This is a genomic window from Streptomyces pseudovenezuelae, from assembly GCF_029892565.1.
Taxonomy (GTDB): Bacteria; Actinomycetota; Actinomycetes; order Streptomycetales; family Streptomycetaceae; genus Streptomyces; species Streptomyces pseudovenezuelae_A.
Genome location: NZ_JARXVH010000002.1, coordinates 652,697 through 679,552, shown reverse-complemented (window position 1 = coordinate 679,552; position 26,856 = coordinate 652,697). Strand labels below are relative to the sequence as shown.

At 70.6% G+C, this 26,856-nt stretch carries 20 protein-coding genes; all 20 read right to left on the bottom strand.

What is annotated here, in order from left to right:
• Positions 1-12 precede the first annotated feature (12 nt).
• Positions 13-3,006, bottom strand: a complete 2,994-nt coding sequence (locus M2283_RS07755; RefSeq protein ID WP_280875345.1) for an eCIS core domain-containing protein — start codon at positions 3,004-3,006, stop codon at positions 13-15.
• A 36-nt stretch (positions 3,007-3,042) separates the two neighbouring features.
• Positions 3,043-5,649, bottom strand: a complete 2,607-nt coding sequence (locus M2283_RS07750; protein WP_280875344.1) for a vWA domain-containing protein — start codon at positions 5,647-5,649, stop codon at positions 3,043-3,045.
• 12 nt (positions 5,650-5,661) lie between these two features.
• On the bottom strand, positions 5,662-7,920 hold the full coding sequence (locus tag M2283_RS07745; RefSeq protein ID WP_280875343.1) for a DUF6519 domain-containing protein: 2,259 nt from the start codon (positions 7,918-7,920) through the stop codon (positions 5,662-5,664).
• Entirely contained in the window at positions 7,913-10,003 is a 2,091-nt protein-coding gene (locus tag M2283_RS07740) for a hypothetical protein (RefSeq protein WP_280875342.1), read from the bottom strand. The genes M2283_RS07745 and M2283_RS07740 overlap by 8 nt, the downstream gene beginning before the upstream one ends.
• A 2-nt stretch (positions 10,004-10,005) precedes the next feature.
• Entirely contained in the window at positions 10,006-11,568 is a 1,563-nt protein-coding gene (locus M2283_RS07735) for a baseplate J/gp47 family protein (protein WP_280875341.1), read from the bottom strand.
• Between the two features lie 10 nt (positions 11,569-11,578).
• Complete coding sequence (locus M2283_RS07730) at positions 11,579-11,938, bottom strand: GPW/gp25 family protein (protein WP_280875340.1); 360 nt, start codon at positions 11,936-11,938, stop codon at positions 11,579-11,581.
• A gap of 12 nt (positions 11,939-11,950) precedes the next feature.
• Positions 11,951-12,460, bottom strand: a complete 510-nt coding sequence (locus M2283_RS07725; protein ID WP_280875339.1) for a hypothetical protein — start codon at positions 12,458-12,460, stop codon at positions 11,951-11,953.
• 3 nt (positions 12,461-12,463) lie between these two features.
• Positions 12,464-13,111, bottom strand: a complete 648-nt coding sequence (locus M2283_RS07720) for a phage baseplate assembly protein V (RefSeq protein WP_280875338.1) — start codon at positions 13,109-13,111, stop codon at positions 12,464-12,466.
• Positions 13,108-14,211 carry a phage late control D family protein gene (locus M2283_RS07715; protein ID WP_280875337.1) on the bottom strand — a complete coding sequence of 368 codons (1,104 nt, stop codon included), beginning with the start codon at positions 14,209-14,211 and terminating at the stop codon, positions 13,108-13,110. The genes M2283_RS07720 and M2283_RS07715 overlap by 4 nt, the downstream gene beginning before the upstream one ends.
• An 11-nt stretch (positions 14,212-14,222) precedes the next feature.
• Positions 14,223-14,783 (bottom strand): hypothetical protein, encoded by a 561-nt coding sequence (locus M2283_RS07710; RefSeq protein WP_280875336.1) that lies wholly within the window; start codon positions 14,781-14,783, stop codon positions 14,223-14,225.
• Positions 14,784-14,789: 6 nt separating this feature from the next.
• A complete protein-coding gene (locus M2283_RS07705; RefSeq protein ID WP_280875335.1) occupies positions 14,790-15,509 on the bottom strand; it encodes a hypothetical protein in 720 nt (239 codons plus the stop codon).
• A 55-nt stretch (positions 15,510-15,564) separates the two neighbouring features.
• Positions 15,565-17,700, bottom strand: a complete 2,136-nt coding sequence (locus M2283_RS07700; protein ID WP_280875334.1) for an ATP-binding protein — start codon at positions 17,698-17,700, stop codon at positions 15,565-15,567.
• Entirely contained in the window at positions 17,697-18,533 is an 837-nt protein-coding gene (locus M2283_RS07695) for a Pvc16 family protein (RefSeq protein ID WP_280875333.1), read from the bottom strand. The genes M2283_RS07700 and M2283_RS07695 overlap by 4 nt, the downstream gene beginning before the upstream one ends.
• A gap of 1,614 nt (positions 18,534-20,147) precedes the next feature.
• Complete coding sequence (locus M2283_RS07690) at positions 20,148-21,008, bottom strand: hypothetical protein (protein WP_280875332.1); 861 nt, start codon at positions 21,006-21,008, stop codon at positions 20,148-20,150.
• Positions 21,009-21,018: 10 nt separating this feature from the next.
• Entirely contained in the window at positions 21,019-21,519 is a 501-nt protein-coding gene (locus M2283_RS07685; protein WP_280875331.1) for a phage tail protein, read from the bottom strand.
• Between the two features lie 31 nt (positions 21,520-21,550).
• Entirely contained in the window at positions 21,551-23,494 is a 1,944-nt protein-coding gene (locus M2283_RS07680; RefSeq protein ID WP_280875330.1) for a phage tail sheath family protein, read from the bottom strand.
• Positions 23,495-23,534: 40 nt separating this feature from the next.
• Complete coding sequence (locus M2283_RS07675) at positions 23,535-23,822, bottom strand: hypothetical protein (protein ID WP_280875329.1); 288 nt, start codon at positions 23,820-23,822, stop codon at positions 23,535-23,537.
• A 38-nt stretch (positions 23,823-23,860) separates the two neighbouring features.
• The gene (locus M2283_RS07670) at positions 23,861-24,235 is read right to left on the bottom strand and encodes a hypothetical protein (RefSeq protein ID WP_280875328.1); all 375 of its coding nucleotides are present in this window, start codon (positions 24,233-24,235) and stop codon (positions 23,861-23,863) included.
• A gap of 189 nt (positions 24,236-24,424) precedes the next feature.
• The gene (locus M2283_RS07665; RefSeq protein ID WP_280875327.1) at positions 24,425-25,936 is read right to left on the bottom strand and encodes an eCIS core domain-containing protein; all 1,512 of its coding nucleotides are present in this window, start codon (positions 25,934-25,936) and stop codon (positions 24,425-24,427) included.
• Between the two features lie 25 nt (positions 25,937-25,961).
• On the bottom strand, positions 25,962-26,762 hold the full coding sequence (locus tag M2283_RS07660) for a response regulator transcription factor (protein ID WP_280875326.1): 801 nt from the start codon (positions 26,760-26,762) through the stop codon (positions 25,962-25,964).
• Positions 26,763-26,856: the final 94 nt, after the last annotated feature.

Genomic DNA, 26,856 nt, shown 5'->3' with positions numbered 1-26,856 from the left:
AGCCTCCCGGATCTAGAAACCGGTGACCCTGCCGCCTCCGTTCGGGCTGTAGTCCGCGTTGACCTGCCGGATCTGCACCCGTCCGGCCGCGAAGGCCTGCCGGATGGCCGCTTCGAGGACGGGATCCCCGACGTCGAAACGGCCCGGGGCGATGGCGGCGCGGACCTCGGCTCCCCACGTGGTGGGAATGGCGGTGGCGGGGGTCGGGAAGCGGCCCGTCGTGGAGAGCTTGGTGTCGCTGACGTAGATGGTGATCTGACCCGAGGAGTCGATTTCGGCGGTGATGAAGTCGGGGCCGGAGACGTTCGCGCCCAGCGGGGCCTGAATTCCGATCTCGCCGCGGTCCAACGCCTGTCGCCAGGTGGCCACTTCGGCCTCGTCCGCACGCGGGCCTGTGATCACCGAGCGGGCTGTCTGTGCCGACGCGGACTGCTGGCCGAGCACCTCACCGGAGAACGGATCGACCACCTGCCGGGCGGGATTGACGGGGAACGCGCCCCGCGAGATCACCCGTGTCGGCGTCACCTGACGCTGAGGCTGCTCGGCGGGCGCCCGCGTCGGGGGCGGGGCCGCCGAGGCGACGTCGGGTCGCTCGCTCCCGGACTGCGTGATCGACGTCGGTGTCTCTTCCAGGCGCAGCGCGGGTACCGGCTCGGCGAGGCCGATCAGCGCGCCTGCCACATACGGTCGCAGCAGTCGGCCGGGGGCGCCCAGGCCGCGTCGTACGGACTGCCCGGCGCGGAAGGCCCGTTGCTCGGCACTCCCGCTGATACCGCTGGAGCGGCCGGTTGTCAGAGCGCTGACCGCCAGGCCGGTGCCGGCTGCCGTCAGTGACTGGGCCAGGTCGCCGGTCTGCAGGTAGGTCGCCCCGCCGTCGACGAGGCTGGGCAGTCCGACACCCACGCCGAACCGCACGGTGGCAGAGGGCAGGCCCTGCGCATAGGTCCCCGCGACACCGCCGAGCGCGCCCAGGCCGAAGCCGGTCAGGCCGGCCCGGAGGGCCGCGTCCCCGCGGCCGGTGCCTTCGGGCGGGTTGAGCAGGGCGCCGGTCACCCCTCCGAGGGCGTTCCCACCGCCCTGTGCGAGCGCGGCGCGCCCGAACGATCCGAGCCGGGACACTCCCCGGGCGCCGACGCCGAGCGCACGGGCCAGGCCGGGGCTCACGCCACCGCCCACGCCGATCGACACGCCCTGCGCGCCGACGCGGAGTCCTTCGTCCACGCCGGTGTCGAGGGCCGCTCGTACACCGTGTCCGGCGGCCAGTTCACCGCCGGCGCCTCCGGTGAAGCCAAGGAGCAGTCCCTCGCCACCGACGACGGTTCCGGTGCCGACGGCCGTGAGTGCGGTCGCGGTGAGCCCGGTCGCGCCCAGTCCGGCTACTCCGGCCGCGACCACCGGGGCGGCGAGGATCGCGCCCACGGACAGGGCGATGGTGAAGGCCAGATTGCGGGTGATCTCCAGACCGTGCACGATCGAGCCGGCCGCCGCCACGGCGCGGTCGATGCCGTCGAGCACGATCTCCTGGGCCTTGTCCGCGGATTCGACTGCACTGAGGACGGCGTCCGCCATGTCGACGAGGGAGCCCCGTCGCGCCGCCGCCCGATAGCGGGCCAGCGCCATGTTGGACTCTGCCAGCGGGCCCAGCATCCGCGTCTGCACCTCGACGGGCTCCTCCCGGCTGACCACACTGACCAGAAAGCCGACCACCGGCTGCTCCTGATAGTTCAGGCGCAGGTGCTCGTTCATGCGGAACTCGGTGGAGTCGACGATCCCTTGAGCCCGTCGGGCGGCATCCGTCAGCGAGCCCAGCACCTGGGCTCGCACGCGCTGCGCGGTCTCCAGAGGGAAGACGAGCAGTTCGCCGTCGTGGATGACGTACGCCGAACCCGGTGCGTCGGCGTAGGGCCTGATCGACTCCACGATCCGCAGGTTGGCGAGGACGCCGGCCCGGTCCTGAGTGCCGGTCGGCGCCAACGCCCGGGCTAGGCGGGCCTGTTGGCGTTCCACGCCCGCGCGGTCGAGGTCAGCGGCAACGGCCGGGGCGAGCAGGGCCAGTTCCTGGCGGAGGGTGGCGCGGTCGGCGCGGCTGACGTCCGGCCGCAGCAGCCAGGCCGCGATGCGGTCGGCCTCGGCGCGGACCTCGGCCGGGTCGGTCAGCGGCATACTGACGCGGTCGCGCAGCACGTGCGGTATCTCGGTCTCCGGGAGGACTTCCGGGGCACGCGCGGGGGTCGAGCGGCGTCCGGTGCGGGGGGCCGCGGGGCGGGTTCGGGGGCCGGTCGGGGTCAACGCCGGGGCGCGGCGGGCGAGTTCGGCCTGTATGGCGGCCTCGGCCTCCTTTATTCGGTCGAATTCGGGGGTCGTCGCGATCTGCCGGCGCAGCCATTCGTCGACGGCCCGTGCTTCGTCAAGGAGGTCGGAGAGGCCGTAGCGGCGGACGTCCGGTGTGGTGGTCAGCCAGTCCTCCGGGGCCCATGCGACGTAGGGGGCCGCCGTGCCGGCCAAGGCTCCCGTCGAGGCGCCGCCGTGGCCGACCGTGACGGCCTGCCGTTCCGCCTCGTCGGCGCCCGCGGTGCCGCCGGCGCTCTGCTGGGCCGCGTGCACGGCCTCGTGGATGAGCAGTTGTTGCGGGATCTCCTGGCCCGGACCGGTCGCGACGCCGATGTCGCGGCCGAAGGTGAATCCGGCGGCGCCCGCGGCCCGGGCGGCCGTCCGGATCCGTGGTCCGGTGTGCACCCGGACGTCGCCGGGATCGTGGCCGACGGCCCGCTCGGCAGCGGCCTTTGGGCCGGCGCCGAGCGGTGTTCCAGGCCCGTCCAGGGCGCGTACGGCCTCTGTTTCCGCGACCGGGTGCGGCGCGCCCGTGCCGCTGCCGGCCGCCAGCGCGCTGTTGCCGATCGCGCGCCGCAGCATGTCGCCGGAGGGATGGGCCGGGGCCGGAGGCCGACGGGTGGGGGCGCCCACCCGGTCGTGCGCGGGCGTGTGTGCTGTCTGCTGCTCGAACACCGTCGGCCTCCGTCCCTGGTCGTGCCCTGTGAGTGGTCAGTCGTTGAAGCCCTGCAACCGCCGTCGGACGTCGATCGTCGGCAGCACGACCCTGGCGGCCTCGACCACGAGCGACGGTGACTGACGGTTCGTGTAGAGGATCACGCGCCGGTAGGTGCCGTCGGTCTGCACCGGCGCCGGCTGGTTCTGCAGGACGTGCTGGAAGGTGCCTTCGCGCAGCGCCCAGATGACCGAGTCGTCCTTGCCGGGGCCGAGATCCTCGCCGCGGGCGTCCTGCGGGGTGATCACCACCAGCGCCGCGAGCAGGCCGCTCGGGTCGTTGTGCAGCCGGGTCACCTTGATCGTGGTGGCCTTCCGGTCGACCTTGATCCCGGCGAAGGTGGAGGTGTTCAACTCCCGGGTGAACGCGTTGCCGTTGACGTCCTGCCCGGCCACGGACAGGTGCCAGCTGTAGGTGCCCTCCTTGAAGACCTTGGCGAAGGTGTTGGTGTAGTTGCCGTTGCCGTCCGGGTCGAAGAGCTCTTCGGTGCCGTCCACGAACAGGCCGCCGGTCGGCTTGGTGCGCGGCAGGTGGTGCCACTTCTTGCGGGACAGCAGGGTGCCGATGCGTCCTTCCATCCAGGTCGGCTCGTCGTGCTCGTCCTGAGCGGGGTCCGTGGGCGCGGCGCCGAGGGCGGTGAGCTGCTCGCCGAGACCGACGGCGGGTGCGTCGAGTACGGCCTTGACCCGCGCGCCGATGATCGGCCGGTCGTCCTGCCGGATCCGCACGGTCAGGTTCATCCTGTCCCCGGTGAGGTACCTGTCCTGGTCGAGCTGAATGTCGGCCAGCAGGTGCAGGTCCACGTAGGCGAGGACCTGGCCGAGGGCGAGGGGTTCGGCGTCCGTGGGTCCGGTGCCGTGGATGACCCGCCAGTGGATGGGCGCTCCGTGGGCGAGGGGGGGGAGCTTGGCCACCGATGTCGCCCGGTCCGAGGAGGTGGCCCGGATGGGAGCGGTCTCGGGGCGGTACGACGTGCCGTCCCAGCGGGCCAGTTGGATGGTGCCGGTGAAGACGGTGTCGCCGGCCTTCGGGGTCACGGCGAGGACCAGTCGGTCGGCGTCCGGCTCGGTGGACAGGTAGACGGCGGGCAGCGGGTGGTCGGGGTCCGAGTCGGGATCCGGGACGCCGGTCGTCGGAGCGTCCTGCTTGGTCGGCAGGTTGACGGTCTGCGCGTTGGCCAGCATCCCGCCGAAGGAGTCGGCGAGATCGCTCGGGTCGTTGACGAGAGCGAAGTTGCCCGCGCCGAAGATCGCGAGCTGGCTCAGCACACTCTGGTTGGCGGTTGGGCCGAGCGCGATGGTGGACAGCCGGCAGCGGGCGGTGTCGAGCACATCCCGTCGCTCCTGCCGGGAGTTGACGGCGTCCCGGAAGGAGATCGCCCCGTTCACCGCGGAGGAGGGCACCAGTGCCGTGATTCCGGAGTTCTCCTCGCCGTCGCTGACCAGGATGAAGTTGAAACGCTGGTCGACGATCGGTCCAGCCGCCGCCACGAGGTCGATGGCGGCGATGAGACCGTCGCCGATCGGGGTGTTGGTGCCGGGGACGCCGAAGTCGAACTTCGGGTCGTCGATGGCATCGACCGCCTCGGACAACGGCGTCAGTGGGAGCAGGGTTTCGATGCGGCTGGAGGGAGCCCCGCCCCGGAAGCCGGCGATCTCGTCCTCGAAGGCGATGATGGCCACCCGGTCCACGCGTTCTGGGGTGCTGAGGCCTTCACGCAGCCCGTTGAAGAGGTGTACCAGCACCCGGCACGCGGTCTTGGCGTTCTCGAAGCGGTTCTCCAGGGCCATGCTGCCGGAGCGGTCGAGGACGAGCACCATGTCCTGCACCCGCTGGTGGACGGTCATCGTCGCGGGGGCGCTCTTGTTGTGCAGGAAGCCCGCGTACAGGCCCGCCGCGTCGTTGAGCTTGGTGGTGACGGTGAAGGCCAGCGGGACGGGCTCATAGACACCCGGGGTGTCGACTCGCAGAATCGGGCCCGGGGTCGTGGTGTCGGTGGTGATGTCCAGGATCGGGGCGGCGCCGGTGTACGCCCAGTCGTACTGAGGGGTGAAGGCCAGTGCGTCCGGGACGGTTCCGGCGAAGGTGTTGCCGCTCACAGCGCCGTGCGCGTTGAGTTCGACCTCCTTCAGCTCCAGCGCTTCGGCCGGGACGGTCAGTTCGGCCACCGGGCAGACGGCCAGCCAGTTCACTTCCATGTCGTCGGTGGCCATGCTGATGATCCAGTTCGCCGGGCCGTCCGCCGAAGCCCGCAGTTCCCAGCGTTCCTCGGGCCCGGATCCGTGCCCCGCGTCTGTGACGATCACGGAGTAGGTGACGACACCGTCCCTGACGTCGGGTTCGGAGGTGGTGACGGAGTAGTGGGAGACATTTCCGCCGACCGGGAGCGGCACGGGTGCGCTGCGTCCGCTCGCGGGAGCGGAGTCGATGTGGATCAGAGAAACGGACAGCCCGGTCAGGCCGACCGGGTGGCTCAGTGTGAGGACGCTTTCCGTCTCCCGTGCGTTGATGCGCGCCTGGAAGACGGTGACGAACGCCGAGGAGTCGGTGACGTTGTAGATCGGCCGACGCGCCTCGACCGGCTTGACGGTGGGTGATGACATGCGGGATTCCCCCTAGATGGCGGTGATGATCTGCTTGGCGTAGACGTCCGAGTCCAGGCCCAGGGTTTTGACCCAGAGCAGCCACAAGCCCAGGTCGGGCACGAGGACGGGATGCGGACTGAAGTTGAGTTGGGCCTGGGTGGAGGCGACGAGCCGTTGGGCGGCGATCCAGTTGCCGCCGATCACGTCCCGGCGGCGCAGCAGCAGTTCCGAGCCGCCGGCCGCCGGCCGGTTGCTGACCAGGTACACCGTGCCGTCCGCGTCCCGTACCGCGGCGGGCTGGGCGTCATCGGTGTCGGAGTCGGGCACCCGGGTGGAGGTCCACGTCCCGTTGTTGCCGGAGACGACGATCAGCCCGGTGTCGTCCTCGTAGAAGACGAGGACCTCGTTGCCGCTGAGCGCCAGGACGAACACGTTCCGCTGGCCCGGGGCAGGGAAGTCCATCCGGAGGTCGATGACGGGCGGGCCCTGCGGGTTGGTGCCAGCCGGGACGGGATTGAAGCGCAGGATCTGGATTTTGGTCCCGTCGGGGTAGGCCACCCACACCTTGCCGTCGGCCGAGGCCGCGTGCAGGTCCCGCTGGGTCAGTCCGGTCTCCGACAGCGCCACCGGTGCGGGGTCCAGGAAGACGTTGTCGGTGTGCCGGTAGCGCCGGTAGTACCACTGCTTGAGAGTGGTGCTGCTCTGGTGGGTGAAGAACACCACCTGGTCCCCGGCGAGCACGGCCCGCACCCTCTGGTCCGCCACCTGGTTCCCGGTGGCGGCCACGTTCTGCGGGGTCGCGGCGCCGAGGGTGGCCAGCGGACCGCGTTTCATGAGTACGTCTGTGTTGGGCCCGTCCAGCGACCCGTTCTGATACGCCACCAAAAGGTCACCGCCGGGCAGCGCCACCGCCGCGGGCTCGATGTTCTGGCCACCCGTGGTGAGGGCGGGCGCGAGGGCGAAACCGAGGTCGGGGCGGGCGGGGTCCAGCCGGGCGGCGAGGATCTGCTTGCTGCCGGAGCGCTCGGCCTGCCATACGGCGACCAGTCCGCCGGCCGCGTCGACCACGCTGGCCCTGTTCAGCACATCCAACTTGTCCGACGGGGACACCGATATCTCCGGACTGGGCGGGAGTTGGCCGGCCAGCAGCGCGTTGATGGCGTCGCGCAGGCTCGCCCGGGGGCGCCGCTGTCCCTTGCGATAGGCGGCGGAGATCGAGGAGTCGCCGCCGACGCTGCCCAGCACATCGTCGACCAGGGTGCTCGGCGGCACCTGGAGGTTGCGCGGGCGCAGGTCGATCAGCGCCGGCGGCCGGATGGAGGCGACGCCTGACTGCCTGCCGATCCGGGCCAGTTGAAGGTAGGAGTGCCCACTGACGTAGTCGGTGTCGTTGGGCACCGGCGGCTGGGTGGCGCCCGGCCGCACCCGTACCGCCCACTCCCGCCGTACCCGTACGCAGGTCTCGACGCCGACCAGGGGGTCGAGCAGGGTGTCGTCCTCGGCCGAGGTGACCTCGCGGTCCCACACGTCGAGGTAGACCAGGTCCGAGCGGGTGCCCGACGTGGGGGCGGCGAGTTCCTGGACGACGGGCACACCCCAGGCCGCGGCCAACGCGGTGTTGGCGTACAGCGGTTGGGAGCTGTAGGCGAGCCGGCCCTCGTGGACGGCGTCGCGGCCGTCGGCGAGGCAGCGCCCCGCGCCTTCCGGGGTGCCGTCGCCACCGGCGACGAAGAAGTCGTTGCCCGTGCCGGCCGAGGCGACCACACGGTTCGCGGCGGCGTTGATCACCGCGGCCACCTCGGCGGCGGTGGCGGCGCCGAGGTCGGCGAAGCCGCTCGCCGTGAACGTCACGGTCTGGGGCGGCGCCCCGTTCGCCGAGACCACCAGGGTCATCCCGGCGGTGAGTGCGAACGGTTGGACGGCGTCTCCGGTCAGCCGCGCGGGGGCCAGGCCGCGGGCCGCCTGTCGGTTGACCTGGGTGAAGCCCAGTGCCGTGGCGACCGTCGAGGCGGTCACGTCCACGCTCACCGAGGAGCCGACCGTGCCGGTCGCCGCCGGGGTGAGCCGGATCGTGCCGACTCCGCCGCCCGCGGCGGCCACGATCCGGAAGCCGTCGTTGCCGGCCGGTACGCCGTCGCCGACAAACCACTTGAGGAAGGCCTCGACCTCGAACCGCCGGATGTCCTCCAGTTCGTTCCAGTCGGCGTCCACCAGGGGTACGCCCTGTTGGAGCCGTATGCCCACGTAGTGCTTGACTCGGTCGAAGGTGCTGCGGGAAAAGTCACCCATGGTGACCCCCTCCCCGGGACGTGCGGCTGGGGCCGCTGGGCGGTGGCGTGATGAAGACCGGGCGTGTGGTCACCGGCATGAAGTCCGCGAGCGCGCCCGCGAGTCGGGTGACCACGGCGTCGATCCGTGCGGGATCGGTGGTGTCCGGGGCGAGGAACAGGCCGACCGTGTCCCGGGAGATCCGGTCGGCGTCGGTGCGCTTGCCGCGGGACCCGGTGTCGTACGTATAGGTCTGGAAGTCCTCGAAGGTTCCCCGTGCCATCCGTTTCGCGGTGTCCCGGGTGTCCGCCGTGGTGGTTCCCGCGTACCGGTTGTCGAGGGTGCTGGTGGCGCCGAACTCCTCGCTCGCGTACGCGATGCCCTCGTTGGAGCGGTACGCGAGCAGGGTGCCTTGGCCGGTGTGCACGGCGAGCGGACCGCGGCGCGCGTACGGGGCGCCGACCACCTGCTCGGGTGCCTCCCACGCGAGGTTGCTGGGCGTCAGGCCGGCGCGGAAGATCGACCACCCGCCGTCCCGAGTCGTCGACCAGAACACCTCGACGGTGCCGTCCGGCGCGACCAGGGGTGCGGGCTGCCGGTCGTGGAAGTCCTCGGTCGTCCTGGGCAGCGGCCGGACCTGCGACCAGTCCGCCGCGGCCGGGTTGAGCCCCTGCTTGATCCGGTAGAAGACGCTCCAGCGGCTCTGGCCCGCCGGACCGGCCGGTTCGTGCCGTGCCCAGAACAGCCAGAGCCGTTGGGCGGTTTCGGTGGGGTGGAAGACCACGCACAGGTCGTCCTCGACCCGGGGATCCTGCCCGCCGGCCAGTGGGAAGGCGGCGGGGGTGGTCAGTTGCCAGTCGGTGCCGTCGTGCCGGTTGTAGCGCAACTGCCAGACCCCGGACACCCGTTCCAGCCAGAACAGCCACACACCGCCGGTGTCGTCGGCCACCGCGGCCGGCATCCGTCGCTCGATCGACGGGTCGCCGAACACGGCAGGCACGGTCCACTTCGGGCCGTCGGCGGTGGGGGTGCGGACGGTGAAGGTGATCCGCCAGTGCCGGTCCCGCGGTGCCTGCGCGGGATCGTAGGTCTGCCAGAACAGCCACAGTTTGTCGCCCTGGCGGGCCGCGGCCGGGTTCTTGTCGGTGGCGGGCCCGTCGGTGACCGGTCGGCTCGGCTCCCAGGCCCCGTCGGCGAACCGCTTGGACCAGATGTCCCAGCCGTGCTGACGGCGTGTGTGGTAGAGGAACAGCGTCGAGCCGTCGGCCTCCTCGACCGCGGCCGGCCGGCCGTCGTGGGCGAAGTCGACCGACGCGAGGGCCGGTGTGCTCCAGTCTCCCGCCGGGTCCCGCAGCGTGGACCACAGGTTGAGCCGTTCCGGCCGGTTGCTGCGCGCGACGTTGTGGACGAACTCCTTGGTGCGGTTGGGCCAGCGGGTGACCCTGGCCACCGTCGCGTCCAGCGCGGGGACGCTGCCCGTGCCCCGGTACAGCCGGGGCGCGTAGCGGATCTCGTTGCGCTGCGAGTCGACCGGCAGACTGTGGTCGGTGCGCCAGCCGATCCACTGGGCCAGCAGCGGCAGCAGCCCGCCGTCGACCCGCTCCAGGTCGGCCAGCGACAGCGCGGCGCGGCCCAGGCTGTAGAGCCGGTCCAGTTCGGCGCCGGGCAGGTCCAGGAACCCGCGCAGTTGGCCGGGGGCGGTGTCGAGAGGCGGCCCATCGCCTCTGCGTGCCGGGGGCCGGTCGGCGTCGTAGCGCCGGTAGAGGGCCGGCAGCATGCCGTACAGCCGGTCGGCGAAACCGTAGGGCGTGGTGGCCGTCGCGGTGGCCACGTTGTGCGGGTCGGAGTCGTAGATCGGTGGGTCCCCGGTGAAGGGGAACAGCGCGTAGTAATAGACGTGTTCGCCGCGCAGGCCTGTGTCGGTCGCGGTGACCAGACCGGCCCCCTGCGCGATGGTGATGCCGTCGTCGGGATCCGCCGGGTGGGTGCCTTCGCGGCGCACCACGCGGATGTTGGGAGGGGTCACGTTCTTCGGGTAGGCCCAGGTCAGGTCGATGCGGTTGCCGTCGGAGTGGCCGGTGGCGGTGATGGCGAGCAGTCGCATGCTCAGCTCCCCGCCTGGCCGATGAGGACGACCTTCAGGCCGGACACGTAGTCGGCGTCGGTGGGCACGACCGGTACCTCGTTGGGACCGAGGGTGATCGTGCCGTGCGGTTCTACGTCGGGGGTCGGCCGGTCACCGCGCCGGAACTCGGTGATGTTGACGAAGACCACGCCGGGCACGCTCTGGCTGTCCTCGTAGAAGCGGCTCAGGTACACGCTCTGGTTGAAGTCGACCCGGTCGAAGGCGAGCAGGTCGGCCGCCGCCCGGCGCACCGCGGCGACGACGTCGGCGGGTACGTAGAAGCTCTGCACGGCGATCTCGGCCGTGACGAAGATGGGGACGTAGTCCACGTCGGCGATCTCGACGATCTGGCTGAGCATCCGTTTGTCCTCGAAGTAGGCGGTGAGGCCTGCCGCCAGGACGTCGCTGACCTTGCCGCCGCCCTCGGGGGCGACGTAGAGGGTCACCTCGTTCCAGCCGGTGGCGGCGGCACGTACCTTCCCAACTCCCTTGTGGCTGAGGGCCAGTGCCTCGAAGTCGGGGGCCGTCACCGCGCGTCGCAGGGAGCGGAAGACCGCCGGTGCCTGCCGTACGGCGTGGGTGATGTCCTCGCGTTCCGCGCCGCCGGTGGCCGGCAGCGGGTTGGTGATCTGGGCGCCGAGCAGGGCGAGTTGGGGGGCGTCGGCGATGGTGGTCACCGCTCCGGCGGGCACGTTGCCGGCCGAGCCGCCGCCGACGCGGTAGGTCGCGGTGATCTGCGCACCCTGGCTGGGCACCGAGCCGAAGGTGGCGTCGCCGAAGACGACGGTGGCCCGGTCGTTCTCGTCGACCTCGATGACGTAGTCGTGCTGACCGGACTGGCTGAACGCGAGGCTCTCGCGCCGGGTCCAGGCGTCCACGGTCCCGGACAGTGTCGTCAGCAACAGGACGTCCTGGCCTGTGGGTTGCGAGGCGGCGAGCCGGTCGAGCAGGACGTTGGGGTGAGCCAGGGGGAACCGTTGGTTGTGGGTTCCGTCGGAGGTGCCGATCACCTCGTCCTCGATCAGCCGGCCCTCCTGCACGGGCAGGCCGGTGAAGGTTTTGCGGCCGGTCGTCGCGTCGGCCGTGAGCGCGCCGAAGTCGATGGTCAGGGGTGAGTCGCCGGCGTACTCGAACCGCGTGCTGGGCCGGTCCTTCTGGCTCCTGGTGGCGAACGCGTCGCCCTTGGCGATCGTGACGACCTCACTGACCGAGCCCGGCACGGACACCGCCAGGGAGGCGGCGGCGGGTGCCGCGGCGCCCAACTCGTAGCCGATCAGCCGCAGATGGTCGATGACGCTGCGGCGGGTCTGCGCGGTGCCCAGGAAGCTCTCGTTGGCCACCCGGTCCTGGTAGTAGCTGAGAATGTCGCCGATGTGCGCGAACAGTTGCAGCAGCACGTTCCCGAAGTCGGCCTCGTTGGTGAAGTCCGTCCACTGGGAGAGCTTGCGCGGGATCTCGTCGCGCATGGCCTGAAGCAGGCTCTCGTAGTCGCGGGCCATGTAGTCGATGACCGGCTGGCCGTTCACCTGCGCTATTTCCACCATCACGTCGCCTTTACCTGAAGTGGACGCGGAGTGCCTGGGGAGCCAGGTCCTTGCGTCGTACGTAGGCCACTTCCACGGTCAGTGCCTCGTCGTCGGAGCGGACGTCCACTCCGCCGACCACCAGGAGGTCCCCCAGCCAGCGGGTGAGCGCCGAGCTGACGGAGAACTCCACGGCGGCGGCCATGATCGTGTTCGTGGGATCGAAGACGAGGTTGAACAGCCCACAGCCGAACTCGGGTTGGTTCACCCGCTCCCCCGGTGCGGTGAACAGCACCTGGACCACCTTGCCGCGCAGTTCGGCGTCGTCCCCTTCGGGGCGGATCGCCCCCGAGACGTCGACGCCGAACGGGAATCCGAATCCCGTCGCCATGTGCTTCCTCCCTCACCCGGAACACGTCACGAAGTCCTGGCCGTGCGCGGTGACCGTCGAGTCGGCCGCCTTGCCGAGGCCGCTGCAGGTGTCGATGGCGTCGCCGTCCAGCAGCACCCGGACCCCGCCGACCGTGAGCAGGGCGTTGCCCGCCGCGCTGTTCGGGACGCCGGTGCCCAGGGGCTTGTCTGTGATCTGCAGGGTGTCGTCCACGGTCGGGATGAGGGCGACGGTGCCCGGGCCGGCCACGAAGTTGCCGCCCGCCGAGCCGACGTGTCCGCCGCCCGGCGCGTCCTCGCCGGGATCGAGCCCGCTGTGGCTGGTCACCAGGGCCACGGGCGTACCGGCGATCGTGACGAACGTGCTGAGTGCTTCGGTGACCGAGCCCTTGTAGGCGTAGTCGCCGATGCCTACATACGTGGCGGTGGGAGGCGGCGCGGCCGGGTTGGGCCCCGTGCCCTTGACGTTGTGCTGGTCCGTGCCCTGTACCGGATCGCCCTTGACGACGAGGAGTTGTCCCATGGCTCAGCCCTTCTTGAAGTCGACGGTGTCGCAGACGATCTGCACGGGCTGGCCCGGGGCGTCGATCGTGAACGGCACAGCGGCGTGGAGTGTCATCGCGCTGTCCGTCATCTCGATCGCGTTGCCGGTGGCGTCGGTGATCCTGATGCCGTCCTGGGTCAGGGTGATCAGGTGGCCCTTGACGCCCTCCCGGACGAGGACGGACTCCGCTCCGTCGCGGTCCTCGAACTGGAGGGTGTGCCCCTTGCGCGTCTTGATGATCTTCCGGGTGGGCGGGTTCTGGACCTCGGACTGCTCCGTGCCGTCGTTCTCCTGCGGCTTGGGCAGCTGGCTGACCGCGTCCGGTGCCGTCCAGTAGGCGCCGACCCAGATCGGGAACTCCAGGTCGCCCTCCTCGAACTCCACCCACACCCCGGCGGTGAGCTCGGGGACGAAGAGGAATCCCTGGTCGGCCGCGCCGCCGAAGGGAACGCACGGGGTGGCCCAGCCGGTGACGACGTCCGGGCCCAGCACACTGGGCACGCTGACCTTGAGCCGGCCGAGCCGGGACGGGTCCTCGTTGTCGCGCACGATGCCCCGGTACTTGCCGTAGAAGCGGCACTCGACCTTGTCCGCGAGGTCGGCGACGACCCGTTCCAGTTCCAGCGTCATCGCACACCCCCCGGCAGGCCCACGCCGGCGCGGGCCGCCGTCAGGGCGTTGCGCTTCACCCGGAAGTGCTGGTTGTAGCTGTTCTCCCGGAAGCGGTGGGTGACATGGGTGACGTAGTAGGTGCCGCTGTGGGTCGCTCCGACGCCGTTGACGACGACCGTGCGCCGCGGCAGGAGCACGGCGCCGTACTGGTTGGCCGCCACCTCGCCCTCACCGCTGACGAACCACTCGCCCCGGTCGTGCAGGGCCTGGCAGATCGACTCCATCTCGTGGCCGCCGGTGGCCACGGCCCGGGCGACCCGTACCTGACCCGGCCTCATGCCTCCGGGCAGCGCGTCCGCCGGGCGGCGGGCGCCGAGGGCCGGTTCGTGACCAGGGCGCGATACGGCTTCCAGCGGGCCGCCGGTGGCGTGGTCGAGCGCGCTCATGGTCACGTCCGCCGGGGCGAGCGCGTTGACCTCCAGGCTGAACTTGTTGACGTTCGTCCGGGCGCCGGCGTGGATGTTGAGCGGGGCCTGTACGGTCCCGCCGAGGTCGGGCGGCCGGAAGTAGCCGGTGCCGCCGTCCACGAAGCACTCGTATCCGTTGCGCAGGGCCAGCCGTTTGAGGAACCGGATGTCGGTCTCGCGCTGGACGATCGTGGAGATCTCCTCGTTGTGCACGACCGTCGTGTCGGCGACCTGGGGGGTGAGTTTCGCCTTCTGGAAGACCAGGGCCGCGATGTCGCTGTCCTTCATGTTCGGCCAGGCCTTCAGCACGTCCGTCCGGTCCATCAGCACGCTGCCGTCCATCCCCCACACCTCCAGCCGGCACTGCTCCATGCCGGGGCCGAACTCCGGTCGTACGTGCGTGATGTAGGCGGTCAGCAGCTTCCGGGCGTCGTCCTTGAGCCCGGCGGTCACGGCGACCTTCCGCCACAGGGCGAAGCGTCCGTCGTCCAGGTGGGTCCACGAGCCGTCGGCCCGCAGCCGCAGCGCCAGGGTCATCCGGAACATGCCGGCCAGTTCCTCGTCGAGTTCGATGTCGAGGCCGATCAGGTCGCACTTGAGGTCGGAGGCCTCGGCGCCGTCGATCTCGATCAGCAGGTGGTCGTTCTGCATGGCCCGCCCCCTCAACTCACCTGCGGAGGAACGACGACCGGCCGGCCGAGCCGCCCCTGCTCCACCGGGAGCCCGACGGTGAATCCGGTCGACCTGATCACCTCGGACAACGTCTGGGCATCGACACCGGCCCGCGCGTACGTCACCAGGACCGCCCGGTCGACCTGCTCCACCACTCCGCCACCCGGCTGCGGTACGGCGGTCACGTCGTCGACCACGGTCACCTCGTCCACGCCCACCGTCGTGGACAGTTCGCGGATCAGGGCGGCCCAGGGCGGTGTGCCCTGGCGTACGCCGAGGGGGAAGCGGTGGGTCGCCAACGGTCCGCCGTCCAGCAGGTCGAGGGGCGACAGGAACGCCGGGTTGGCGTCGCAGATGTGCCAGTACTGGAGCGGCTGTCGGTAGTAGGCGAAGGCCAGTTGGTCCAGCCGGTCGCCGCTGTCGACGGTGTGGGTGAAGGTGCCGGTCACCTCGGGCAACGGCCGGACGTCCTTGGCTGCCACGACCCTGCCGCGGGCGTCGACCACCGCGATGTCCGGCACCTGGAGATACCGGGAGAGCTTGTCGAACATGCCGCCTCACCCCGGGACCACGACGTTGGCGGCGTCGGCGCTGTTGGCGACGTTGAGCGCCGACATCGCCTCGACCATGGCCTTGGAGTACAGATACGGCACGCTGTTGCCCTCGATGACGGTCAGGTTCACCGACACCGTGGCCCGCACCGGGTTGAGATCGGCGCTGAACTCCGTCTCGGTGATGTTCATCGCGTTGATGTTCACCGGGAGCACCCGCTTGCGGCCGAAGATGAAGAGGATCATCGGCGGGTTGGGACTCCTGGCGAAGCTGAAGCCCGCTGACTTCCCCAACAGGGCGTCCCCGGCCCGGCCGAGCAGGCTCTCCTCCTTCGGGTACACCATCAGTTCGAGCGTCGAGATCTGCGGGCCTATGCCGAACTGCTCGGTCACGGAGTCGCGGTCGTCGAGCCTGTCGGTGGCGTCCAGCCGCAGATCGAACGCGATGGTCTGGTCCTGCACGTTCACCAGTTGCTGCCGCTGCAGTTCCAGCAGGTCGGAGAACTCGCCCCGGCACTGCCGCAGGGTGCGCTGGGGTGCGGCGGCCTGCGCGTCACCGGCCGGGGTCGGGCCGGGCACTCCGGGGAACGAGAAGGTCAGCGCGTGGTTGCGGGTCAGCTGTACGGGGTTGAACTGGAACACCACCGTCAGTGGTGGCACGCTCAGCCCGAACTCCACGAAGGCGCCCCGCAGGATCCTGGGCTTGTTCGGAAAACCGTCGGTCATGACTCCCCCGCCTCGACCGGTGCGGCCGGTCCGCCGCACCGTGTGTTGTCCGGCATCAGCCCGTCTCCGCCCAGAGCTTGCCGATCTTCTCGAACTCCCTGCGGGTCCCCCGCAGGATGTGCGGCCGCCCGATGTCCGTCCCGTCGGCCGCGGCCAGGAACGCCGCCTGGAGCACGATGTTCTTGATGTTCGCGCCGGTCACGGCGAACTCCCGGGCCAGCCGGGCCAGATCGACGTCCGCCGACAGCGGTGCCCCGGGCGGGAACAGCGTCTGCCAGATCCGACGCCGGTCGTCCGCCTCGGGAAAGGGGAACTCCACGACGAAGCGGATCCGTCGGGTGAAGGCCTCGTCGATGTTCTGCCGCAGGTTCGTGGCGAGGACGACGACGCCCTCGTACTCCTCGATCCGCTGGAGCAGATAGCTCGTCTCGATGTTGGCGTACCGGTCGTGTGCGTCCGAGACCTCGGTGCGCTTGCCGAACAGCGCGTCGGCCTCGTCGAAGAAGAGGATGGCGTTGCCGGAGCTCGCCTCGGCGAAGATCCGCGCGAGGTTCTTCTCCGTCTCACCGATGTACTTGCTGACCACCCCGGACAGGTCGATCTTGTACAGGTCGACGTCGAGTTCATGCGCGAGCACCTCGGCGGCCATCGTCTTGCCCGTGCCGGGCGGCCCGCTGAACAACACGCTCAGCCCCGTTCCGTGGCCGAGGCGGGCGCCGAACCCCCAGGTGTGGAGCACCAGTTGGCGATGGCGCACCTGGTCGCAGATCTCCCGGAGCTGCGTGACACGGTCGGCCGGCAGCACCAGGTCGTCCCAGCCGCAGCGGGTGCGTACCTTGGTGGCCGCCAAGCCGAGCGTGTGCTGCGACTCGCTGCGGCAGGCCGCGGTCAGGTCGGCCAGGCTCAACTGCCGGGGCACGGGCTCCATCAGCCGCCGGTTGTCGGCCAGCCGGACGGCGGCACGGATCCGCGCGGCCGGCAGCCGGTACCGCCCGGCCAACTCGGCCGCCCAGTCAGCGCCTTGCTCGGTGTGGGTGCCCAGGATGTCGCGCCAGAGCGCGGTGCTGCGGGGCAGGTCCGGCAGGGGTACGTCGATGGAGTGCACGGGCAGTTCCGTCGTCCCCGCCGTCCAGGGCGAGGAACCGGTGAGGAAGACCGGCAGCCCGAAGTCGGCGACGGTGTCGGAGAGAGCCGCGAGCAACGTCCTGTTCTCCTCGCCCAACAGGACGTCCACGTGGCCGAGATGGACACCCGCACCCCGCAACAGGCCCTCACGGAAGGTCAGTCGCAGGAGGGCCGCGCCGTCGGGGCCGACCAGTGTCCTGGCATCGGCGCTGACCAACGGGAGGCCCAGGCGGCCGCTCGTGAACCGGAGCAGGTCGAGTTGGCCGTCGTCGTCCGGGCCGTACAGGTGGCAGACCAGGGGCGGCCGACCGGGGCCCAGGTGGTGTGCGGTCAACCGCAGCAGTCGGTCGGCGAGTTCGGGGTCGGCCTCGTGCTCGATCGGATCGGAAGGTTCGTGCACGCCGAGGTGACCGACCAGCCGGGTGTCGGGCTCGCCGGAACCCAGCAGGTACTGGCGGATCCGCGGATCCAGCACCAGGAACCGGGCCAGCCCGGACGAGCCGGAAGGACTCTGCGGGTCGTCGACAGTCCGCAGAATCCCGTAGCGCATCAGGGGCGCGTCGGCCAGGAAGACGCTGCTCGCGATCCAGCGCTCCCGCTCGCTCGTGCACAGCAGTTCCAGGACCAGGTCGACGCTGGGCCTGCGGCGCGTGATGTCGTCCTGGAGGTAGGCGTACAACCGGTCGTACTTGCGGCGCAGTTCGGGCGCGAGGCAGACGAGCACGGCACCCAGCTCCGTCGGCGACAGTCCGAAGAGCCGGCCGAGGGCGACCAGGGGTGGCTCGACACCGCCGCGTGCGCTGTCCTGGACCCGGTCCTCGATCTCGGCGGAGAGCAGCTTCAGCGCGACCAGGTTGGCCGCCGTGCCGGAGTTGATGCCGGTGTCGAAACCGTCGGCGAGCAGCCGGTCGACCTCCTGCCGGGTGATGTACACGGTCCGGTCCACCTGGGAGTGCGGAAACGCCTCGTTCTGCAGGGCGGCCGTCTCCAGCCGCAGCGCGATCAGCAGGTCGAGGCGGCGAAGTTCGTCCCTGAGGTGCTCGAAGGTGTCCTGGTAGGCCGTCATGGGGTCACCTCGAAGAGGAAGGTGCGCCGGTGGAGGCTGGCGACGTCCACCCGCACCTCGTAGAGACCGGGCAGCAGATCGTCCGGAACTGCGGCGGTGAAGGTGTCGCCGGTCAACTGCTGTCCCGGCAGCACCGATCGGTCGCCTATCTGCACCCGGCCCCGCCAGCGGGCGAGGTGGACGCCGGTGAAGGTGAGCGTGGTGCCGGCGGGCCCCGCGACCGGGGTCATGGCGGTGACCGCGGGCGGGTCGAGCGGCGCCCCGACGTCGACGCCCACCTGCCGCACCCGCTTGGCCAGCGGCTGCCGGGCGGCCGGCAACCGGTCGAGCTGCACGGTGGACACCTGGTAGAGCACGGACAGGCGGAACGGCTGCGAGAACGTGCTCCAGATCCGGCTCAGCTCCTCCGGATCGAGGGTGTTGCCGGCGATCTGCAGCCGCTCGCGGGCATCGGCGAGCCCCGGGTCCAGATAGACCGGTGGGACGACGGCGTTCTCGTAGAACACCCGCATCGCCTCGCCCAGCAGCTGGTGCGCTGCGGCGTTGCCTTCCTGCGGGTCGTTAGGCGCATAAGGGGTCAGCAGGTACGACATCGTGAGCGACAGAGGCGCCGGCACGAGCTGGTTGGGGCTGCCCGGCTGGACGGTGAAGTCCTGGTTCTTCAGGAACGGGTTCTCGGCCAGCTTGTAGAGGAACAGGTTGATCCGGCGCGTGCTGCTCTGCTCGTCCGGCGCGAGGATCGTCACGTCGGGCGCGGGACTGAGGCGCATCTCGCCGACCAGGAGGTTCCGCAACGACGCGCTGACCATGCCGAGCGCGGTGGAGGCACTCATCGCACGACCCCGTTCAGGAGCCGACCGAGATGCCGACGCTCCCAGAAGGCGGCCTCGCCCGGAGACGCGGCGGGGGCGCGGACGACGACCACTTGCGGCTGGGCGGGGATCCTGGCGGGGGCTGGGGCCGGGTCGTGAGGCGTGATCGGTGTGGGGGTGAGGTCGGCGGACTGGCGCTGGGGGGGTGTGGGGGCAGCGGAGGGTAGCGGTGCGGTCCTGCGGTAGGGCGGGGTGGTGTGTCGGCGAGGGGAGCTGGGCGAGGAGGCGATCGGATCCAACTCGGGTGAGGCGTCGGTCGGTTCAGAGCGGAGAACCGGGCGGCGGGTGGGCAACTGGCGGGACGGAACGGGGGCTGCGGGAGTGGGCTGGGGCACGGGTCGGGTTGCGGTCGACGGCTCGTTGCGAAGATCGCGCGTCGCCTCGCTCCGCAGTTCCCTCGACGGGGCGATCCGGACCAGGTCCGGCGCTGGCACGGGGACTTCAGTAGCCGACTGAGTTGTAGAGCTCGGCGTCATCGCGGCGCGGTCCGGCATCCGCACTACCGTCCGATGGGGCCTGGCCGGCGCGGCAGGTGGCGTTACCGCCACCACTTCCGGAGGAACCCCGGCCGTCGTCGCGTGCCTCTCCGGTACCGGCGCTGGCGCCGACTCGTTATGCCGAGTCTCGGATGCCACCACCCGAGACCGCACATCGGAAGTACCCGACCGCCGTCGGCCGTCGGGGACGACCATCTCGGTGACGACCGGCGGACTGGGTATGGCCGTCCCGGTCGGTTCCGGCACGCGGGGCTGAGCCGCCCCAGCCGTTCCAGCGGATGCTTTCCGAGCGGACCCATGGCCCGTGGACCACTCCACGACATCGGCTTCCGCTGACGCCTTGACTCCTAGCGCTGGGTCGATCACCGCATCGACCGAACTCACCCACGGGCTGGGGGCGTTGAGCGTGGTCCCGGTCTGCGCCAGGACCTCGTCCCAGCCCGTCGGGGCCGCCGAATCGCCCTGCTGCTCATGGACGTAGCCAAAGGACCGACCAGGCACGGCCGTCGCGAACCGCACCCGTACGCCCGTCTCCTCGGCCACGCCAAGCAGGGCACGCACACCGGCGCGGTGGAGGTAGGGCTGAGCGCCATCGGCCAGCACCGCATGGCCATAGCCGTCGGGTACTGGTCCGGACTCAGCCTCGACCGAACTCTCCGGAACGAAAAAGGACTTGGCCCCATTCGAGCCCTCGGTTACCGATGCACCGGCGACCGGCCGGTGAGGAGGCACCCCGCGGGACGCGGTATGCGGTGCGTCCCCTTCAACACCATGCAGTGCACCCACTTCAGCGCCATGCAATGCGCGCGCTTCAGTGACCAGTTGACCCGCCCGGTCAGTCGCCGGGCCCCGCCACCCCTGCTCCCCGCTGCCCGCCTGCGCCAGCACCTCGTCCCACCCCGAGGGGGCTGCCGTATCGCCCTGATACTCATGGACGTAGCGGAAGAAGCGCCTCGTCGCAGCCCGCGCGAAGCTCACCCGTACGCCCGTCTCCTCGGCCACGCCGAGCAGCGCGCGGACGCCGGCGCGGTGGAGGTAGGGGCGGGCACCGTCGGCCAGTACCGCGTACGCGTAACCGTCACGTGCCACTGTTGAGCACCTCGATCGCGTCGGCGAGCACGTCGATGTACGTGTGCCGTCTGTCGCGGGTCATGGCCATGATCTCGGTCTCGCTCCAGTGGTAGTGATAGGCCAGGTAGTGGACTTCCTGGTACAGCGCGGTGGCGTCGGTGCGCAGTTCGCCGAAGAAGAAGCGGTGGACGTCGAAGGGGGCGAGGAAGGTCCGGCCGCATTCGGCGCACTCGGCCTCCAGGGTCTGTTCGACCGAGGGGGCCCGTTGCCGCATGCCTTCCTCGATCTCGGCCCTGGTGGCCGCCGGGAGCACGGCCACCGCCTCCCGGTCCGGTGGGTCGTCGTGCGGAGCGATCCGCAGGACGCAGCGGGCCAGCAGCCCGGTGAGCGTCTCCGCCTCGTTGACCACCAGGTGGTCCGAGAGTTCCTCCTGGTCGGCGCCCGTGGGCAGTCGGAAGGTGACCTCGGTGCCGTCGGAGGTGGTCATCGAGTGCGTCGGGGCCCGGTCCCGGGCCTCCTCGACCGGCACGCTGTCGACGGAGAACTCGATCGAGACCCGCTGACCGCACTCCGGCCAGGGGCAGATCAGGCTCGCCCCGACCCGGTCGCCGAAGGTGGCCCTGCGCAGTTGCAGGAGGAGGAACTGGCGGTCCGCGACCAACAGTTGGCGGGTCACCTCCGGCGGTACGGGGCTGATGTCGCCGAGGCGGGCCAGACAGCGGCTGAGCACCTCGGTGACGAACGCCGCCGTGTGCGGTGAGCGGGCGCCGGCCAGCAGCTCCTCCTCGCGACCGGTCAGGGTCGCCAGTTCGAACTCTCGGTGCAGTCGTCCGGCGGAATCCCAGTAGCCGCCCGGAAGCACGCCCATCGGGAACCTCTCACGTCTCCTTGAGCTCGGACACCGAGGTGTCGCGGGCCCAGCCTTCGTTCTCGAGCTTGATCGTGCTGATCATCACCGCGTTGCCACCCGCGTCCAGCTCGGGCAGCGCCTGGTACTCGGAGACCCAGCAGCGGTAGACGTTGTAGGCGAGGACCTTCTGGCCCCCGAGGTTGTAGACCTCGATCGCGATGTCCTTGCGGAAGGTGGCCAGGGACATCGCGGCGTCGCCCTGGAAGTTGTTCACCTTGTTCGCCCAGTCCTCGAAGGTGGTGTCGTGGGTGACACCGGCCTCCAGCGTGATCTCGGCGTGCTGGGTCTTCCCCGGTATCCGGTGGGGCCCGCTCGCGTCGCCGCCCTCGTACCAGGAGGTGACCTCCGTGGTCCGCTTCAGGGGGCTGCACTTGTTGAGGCCGGCCACGTACTGGCCGTCGATCTTGATCTTGAACCTGAATCCCAGGTAGGGGTCGAACCGGGTGCTGTTGACAGTGAACTTGGGCATCGGCCCTGCTCCTTTTGTAGTTCGTCCGCCGTTACCCGGACGCCAGGCCCGCCTGCTGGCTGATCTTCACGACGACGAACTCGGCCGGCTTCAGGGGTGCGAAGCCCACGAGGACGTTGACCACCCCGGCGTCGATGTCTGCCTGTGTGGTCGTCTCCGCGTCGCACTTGACGAAGAAGGCCTGCGAGGGCGTGGCGCCCTGGAACGCCCCCTGCCGGAACAGGGTCGTCATGAAGGAGCCGATGGACAGCCTCAGTTGCGACCACAACGGCTCGTCGTTGGGTTCGAACACGGCCCACTGGATGCCGTTGTAGATGCTGACCCGCAGCATGATCGCGGTCCGGCGCACCGGCACGTATCGCCATTGCGGGTCCGCGGCGATGGTGCGGGCGCCGAAGGCCACCACGCCGACTCCCGGGAAGCGCCGGATGACGTCGACGCCCCTGGGGTTGAGGTTGCCGTGATCGACGTCGCTCAGCTCCGCGCCCAGGCCGACGACCCCGTTCAGCCCGGCCTCGGTACCGGCCGGCGCCTTCCACACACCACGCGAGGCGTCGATGCGGGCGTAGAGACCGGCGACAGCGCCGGAGGGGGGCAGGAGGACCGGATCCGCCGAACCGCCCGCGGGATTGAGGGACTTGACCCACGGGAAGTACAGCGCCCCGTAGGAGTTCGACGTGGTCAGCTTGTTGCGGAACGTCGTCGCGTCGGCGACGGTGTCGTCGTCCCGGCCGGTCTCGGCGATGTAGAAGACGTCCTGAAGCGGCCGGTTGGCACAGTAGGCCATCCCCAGGTCCGCCATCGCGGGGCTGCTCTCCCCCGGTACGGCCAGCAGGCTGAAGTCGGTGACGTGGTCCAGCCGGGGGAAGGCGTCGCTGAACGACGTCTCGGTGATGTCCGCGTCGCCGTCGGATCCCCGGGTGACCTCCGTGACGGGCGCGGCGATCCCCGAGTCGCCGATCTGCAACAACTGGACGGCGGCCGGGCGTCGTAGCGCGATGCCGTCCTCGGACCGTCCGCCCGCGGCGGCCCCGATCTTGAGCAGCGCGGTGGCGTCGTGCGCCGCCGCGGGCTGGATACGCACGGAGGAAGTAGCCGCGTTCGTACCGGACTTCAGCACTAGCCGGGACTTCGACCCCACCGTCTCCGTGGTGCAGGAGAAGCCGGTGAATACCGCGGGGTCGGTGGACGCCTTCCTCTTCTTCAGAGGGTGGACCGCGTTCTCTATCGCGGTGGCGATGTCGCTGAGCGCGGTGGCCGTGCTCGCTCCCGCGGCCAGCGTGACAGGCTGGAAGCCGTCGCCGTCCAGGGAGATCTGGAAGGCGAGGTCGGTGTCCAGCGGCAAGGTCGGGCCCAAACCGCCCCGGTGGAGGCCCTGTTGGGTGCCGTTGTTGTCCTGCCGCACCTCGACGTCGATCAGCCCGGAGGCCTGCCCGACGACGTCGACGACATAGGCGGGCGAGGCGGAGTCGATGCTGAGGTTGTCGAAGACTTCGAGCGCGGGCAGGTCCTGCGGGCTGTCCGGCACAAAGGTGGGATCGGTCTGCCGGCGGACCGTCAGCTTGAACAGGTTGCCGGGGTCCAGGGTGCCGTCCTCGATCTGGAGGAGCAGCGTGTTGCCCCACTCGCCCTTGTTCTTCGCCGAGAAGGTGAGTCCCGCCGCCGGCACACCCGCCCGGTTGTGGACGGTGACACGGGCGACCGTGGCGTCGGGGCGGGTGACCCGCACGACGTAGCACTGGCGGCCACCGTTGCTGAAGTACTGGAACACGCCGTGGGCGAGGTAACTGTCCGTGATGAACGAGCCGTAGACGCGCTGGAAGTCGGTCCAGTTGGTGACCAGTCCCGCGCCGGTGTCCGGACCCATCTCGCTCAGTCCGACGAACGCGGCGGTCGACGTGCTGGCCGTGTCCAGCGGCCTCACTCCGCCGGACACCTCCTGGACATAGACACCCGGATAACTCAGGGTCGGCATGATCGTCTCCTCTACGAATCGAAGCCTGGGGTGCGCGCGGTCATCCGGCGGAGTCGGTACGTTTCCGGGCGCGCGGGCCCTTCGCGGCGCCGGTGTCCTCCTGCGCGGCGGGGGCCTCTTGGGCGGCCGAGGCCTCGGGCTCCTCGCCGCTCTGCTCCAGCTCGATGTCGCCGCGCCGGCTCAGCCTGTCCACCTTGGCGTTGTCCGCCAGCTCGGCGTCGCGCAGCTCCGCCGACCACCGCCCGGGCGACAGCCGGACGGTGCGTCCGCTGTTCAGCGAGACCATGATCGGGCCCGACGTGAGCAGGCTCCTGATCCGTACGGTCATGTGCTCCTCCTCCCGGGGCCACCGTCGAACAGCGCCCCTCAGTCCTCTCGCGCCGCGTCCGCCGCCGAGCGGATCGCGTCCAGCAGGTACTCCGACCACGGAGCCCCCGCCCCTCGCACCTGTTCGGCGAGTCGGCAGACCCGGACCAGACCGAGTGGGTCCGCCGGGTCCACGACCACGACGGCGAGGCGCGGGTGGGCCCACATCAACGCCAGGCAGGCGCCCAGCGATCCGGTGCCGGACGCGGACGTCACCAGGACGTCGGCCCCGCGGGCGTCGAGTGCGGTGGCGGCCTCGGCCGCACCGCGGGCGCTGCCCACGATCGTCATGTCCTGCGGTTGTGCGGCGATGCGCGCCACGATGTCGCGGTCAAGAGCGACCATGTCCGCGACGAGAACTCGAATCGGGTCCATCGGTGTGCACCGCTTCCGGTAAGGACAACTCTGGTGAAGTGCGCGGCCGGTGGCATGAATCCCCCGGGTCCACAAAGGGACTGACACGGGATCCGGATCCTTTGCGGAGGTGTCCGGTCCTTTGCGGAGGTGTCCGGTCCTTTGCCGGCGGTGTCCGGGCCTTCGCCGACATTCCGGTCCTTCACCGGTTCACCGGGGTACGGCGAACAGTTCGGGGTGCAGTTGCCGCGCCTTCGCCTCGTCCGTCGTGGGAGGCTTGTAGCGCTCCTGGCCGGGCAGGTTGCGCGCGACACTGTCCAGGACGGCCTGGTCGTCGACGACCTTTATGGCCTGGAAGAAGGCGGCCAGACGCGCGGTGAACTCGGCCGGGCGGGCGGCGGCGGGCAGGGAGTTGATCGCCGCGCCCTGCTCCAGGAAGAACCGGGTGCCGAGCTGGTTGGACACGATGTCCTCGTAACTCCAGGCGGACTTGGCGCTGTCGGTCCAGAACTTCGAGCGCTGCACCGGGTCGAGCTGGTCGAAGAGTTCGGACTGGGCACCGGTGAGGGTCTGCCACGCCAGGAGGTTGGCGCCGAGCTGGGTGGCGGTTCCGGCGGCGGCGCGTGGCAGGACGAAGAGCCCTGTGTTCGGGCCGCGGACCTGCATCAGCCGGGTCACGCCCGTGGCCGGCGGCTCACCGAGCAGGACCTTGTCCTTCACTCCCTGCTGGCTGCGTTCGATCTGCGCGCCCTGCGCGGTCGCCCGGTCCAGGCCGCCCTGCCGGCTGCCCGCGGCCCTGACCTGGCCCTCGGCGAAGTCGATGAAGGCGAAGAAGTGCTGCCCGTCGATCCAGCCGTAGTCGCGGGAGTAGAGGTAGCGCGGGTGGGCGCTCTCCACACCTGGCCACTGCTCGGCCTCTGTGAAGTGCCGCAGGAAGACCGAGGTCCACACCCGGCGGGCGAGCACACCGCAGGTCACGTCGGGTTCGAAGTTCGACGAGACCCGCGACCACATGCGCAGCGTCGGCTCGGCGGCCTCCTCGTTCCGGGCCTGCCCGAGGACCCGGTCGGCCTCCCGCAGCATCTGGGTCGAGGTCGCCCGACGGGGATACGTCGGTTCGCGCAACAGCACATGGCCGGTGCCGAGCATGCCCGGCACCGCCGACGCTCCGGCTGTCGTGACCCGGTCCGCGTCCCGTTCCAGAGCCTCGGTCTCGGCGCCTGCCCCGCCCGGCCGGCGTTGCTGCAAGGTGTGGGCGATCTCGTGCAGCATCCGGAACCGCCCGGCGGACGTGCCGGTCTCCAACTTGCCCGCGCCGAAGAAGACATGGTCGCCCACCGTGAACGCGTTGGCCCGCACTCCCGCCGCCGCGTCATGCGCGAAGGCGTCGTCGTGCAGCCGTACATGACCGAGGGACAGACCGAAGTGCGCACTCGCCCGGGACGCGATCTCGCCGGGCAGCGGGCTGCCACCGGCACGGGCCGCGCGAACTGCGGCCGCAGCCGCCGCGGGCCCCTGCCGGTGAAAAGCCGCGGCCACTTGGTGCGCCGGTGCCACGGTGGACGCGAACGGGTCCTCGCCTTCCGCGAGGGCCCTGTTCCCGAGGCTGCGCAGGATGTGCCCGGGCGGGGAGGTCGCCGGCGTCCGCGACGCAGGAGCCGGAGTCCTGCCCTGCGGGGACCGGTCCTGTCCCTGTGCGCCTTTCGCGGAACGCTCGAGCACCTGGCACCTCCACGCAGAGGGGGCATCAGGGCGATTGTGCGGGCACCCTTTCGCGAGCGAATGAACCCACGGGATCCGGATAGGGACCGGTGCGGGATCCGGTCCCTGCGACCACGGCCGGTGCGGGCAAGGACATCCGGAACCCGCGCACCGCCGCGGCGACTTCGCTCCTGCTGCCCACGCCCAGCTTCTCCAGGACGTTGTGCACGTGGTTCTTCACGGTGGTCAGCTGGATGTGCAGCAGCCGCGCGATCTCCTTGTTGGCGTACCCGGACTCGATCAGCGCCACGATCTGCAGTTCGCGGGAGGTGAGCTTGGGCGCCCGCACCCCCCGGTGGACCCTGGCCAGCGCGGCCAACCGCCCGACGAGTCCCGCGGCGATACCGGCCTGACAGCTGAACTCGCCCCGGGTCGCGGACCGCAGCGTGTCGACCAGATCCGTGAAGCAGCTCTCGTTGGTGACGTATCCGGCGATGCCCGCCTCCGCGTACGCCACCACATCGGCGGCCCGGTCGGAGATGCCGAGCACCACACACGGCACCGCGCTGATCTCCCCCAGCCGGTACAGCGCGTCGAGGCCCGCCTCGCCGGCCATGTCCCCCGTCGTGTCGAGCAGGACGACGTCGACTTCGGCCCCGGCCAGCAGCGACTGCGCGGGCCCCACCCCGGGCGCCGTCCCCACCAGCTGTAATCCGTCCTCGGTGGCCAACAGGTGGGCCAGGCCCTGGAGATAGATCCGGACCGGTGAGATCACCACCACCCGGATCCCCTGTCCCCCGGGCGCCCCTCCGTGCACTGCGACGTCCACACCATCCATACGGTCCATACGGCTGCATCCCCCGATGTGTACCGGCGTTCGCCCGGCGTGCAGACCTGCGTTCGCCCGGTGCGCGCCCTGTTGGCCCATCAGGCTGCTCCGC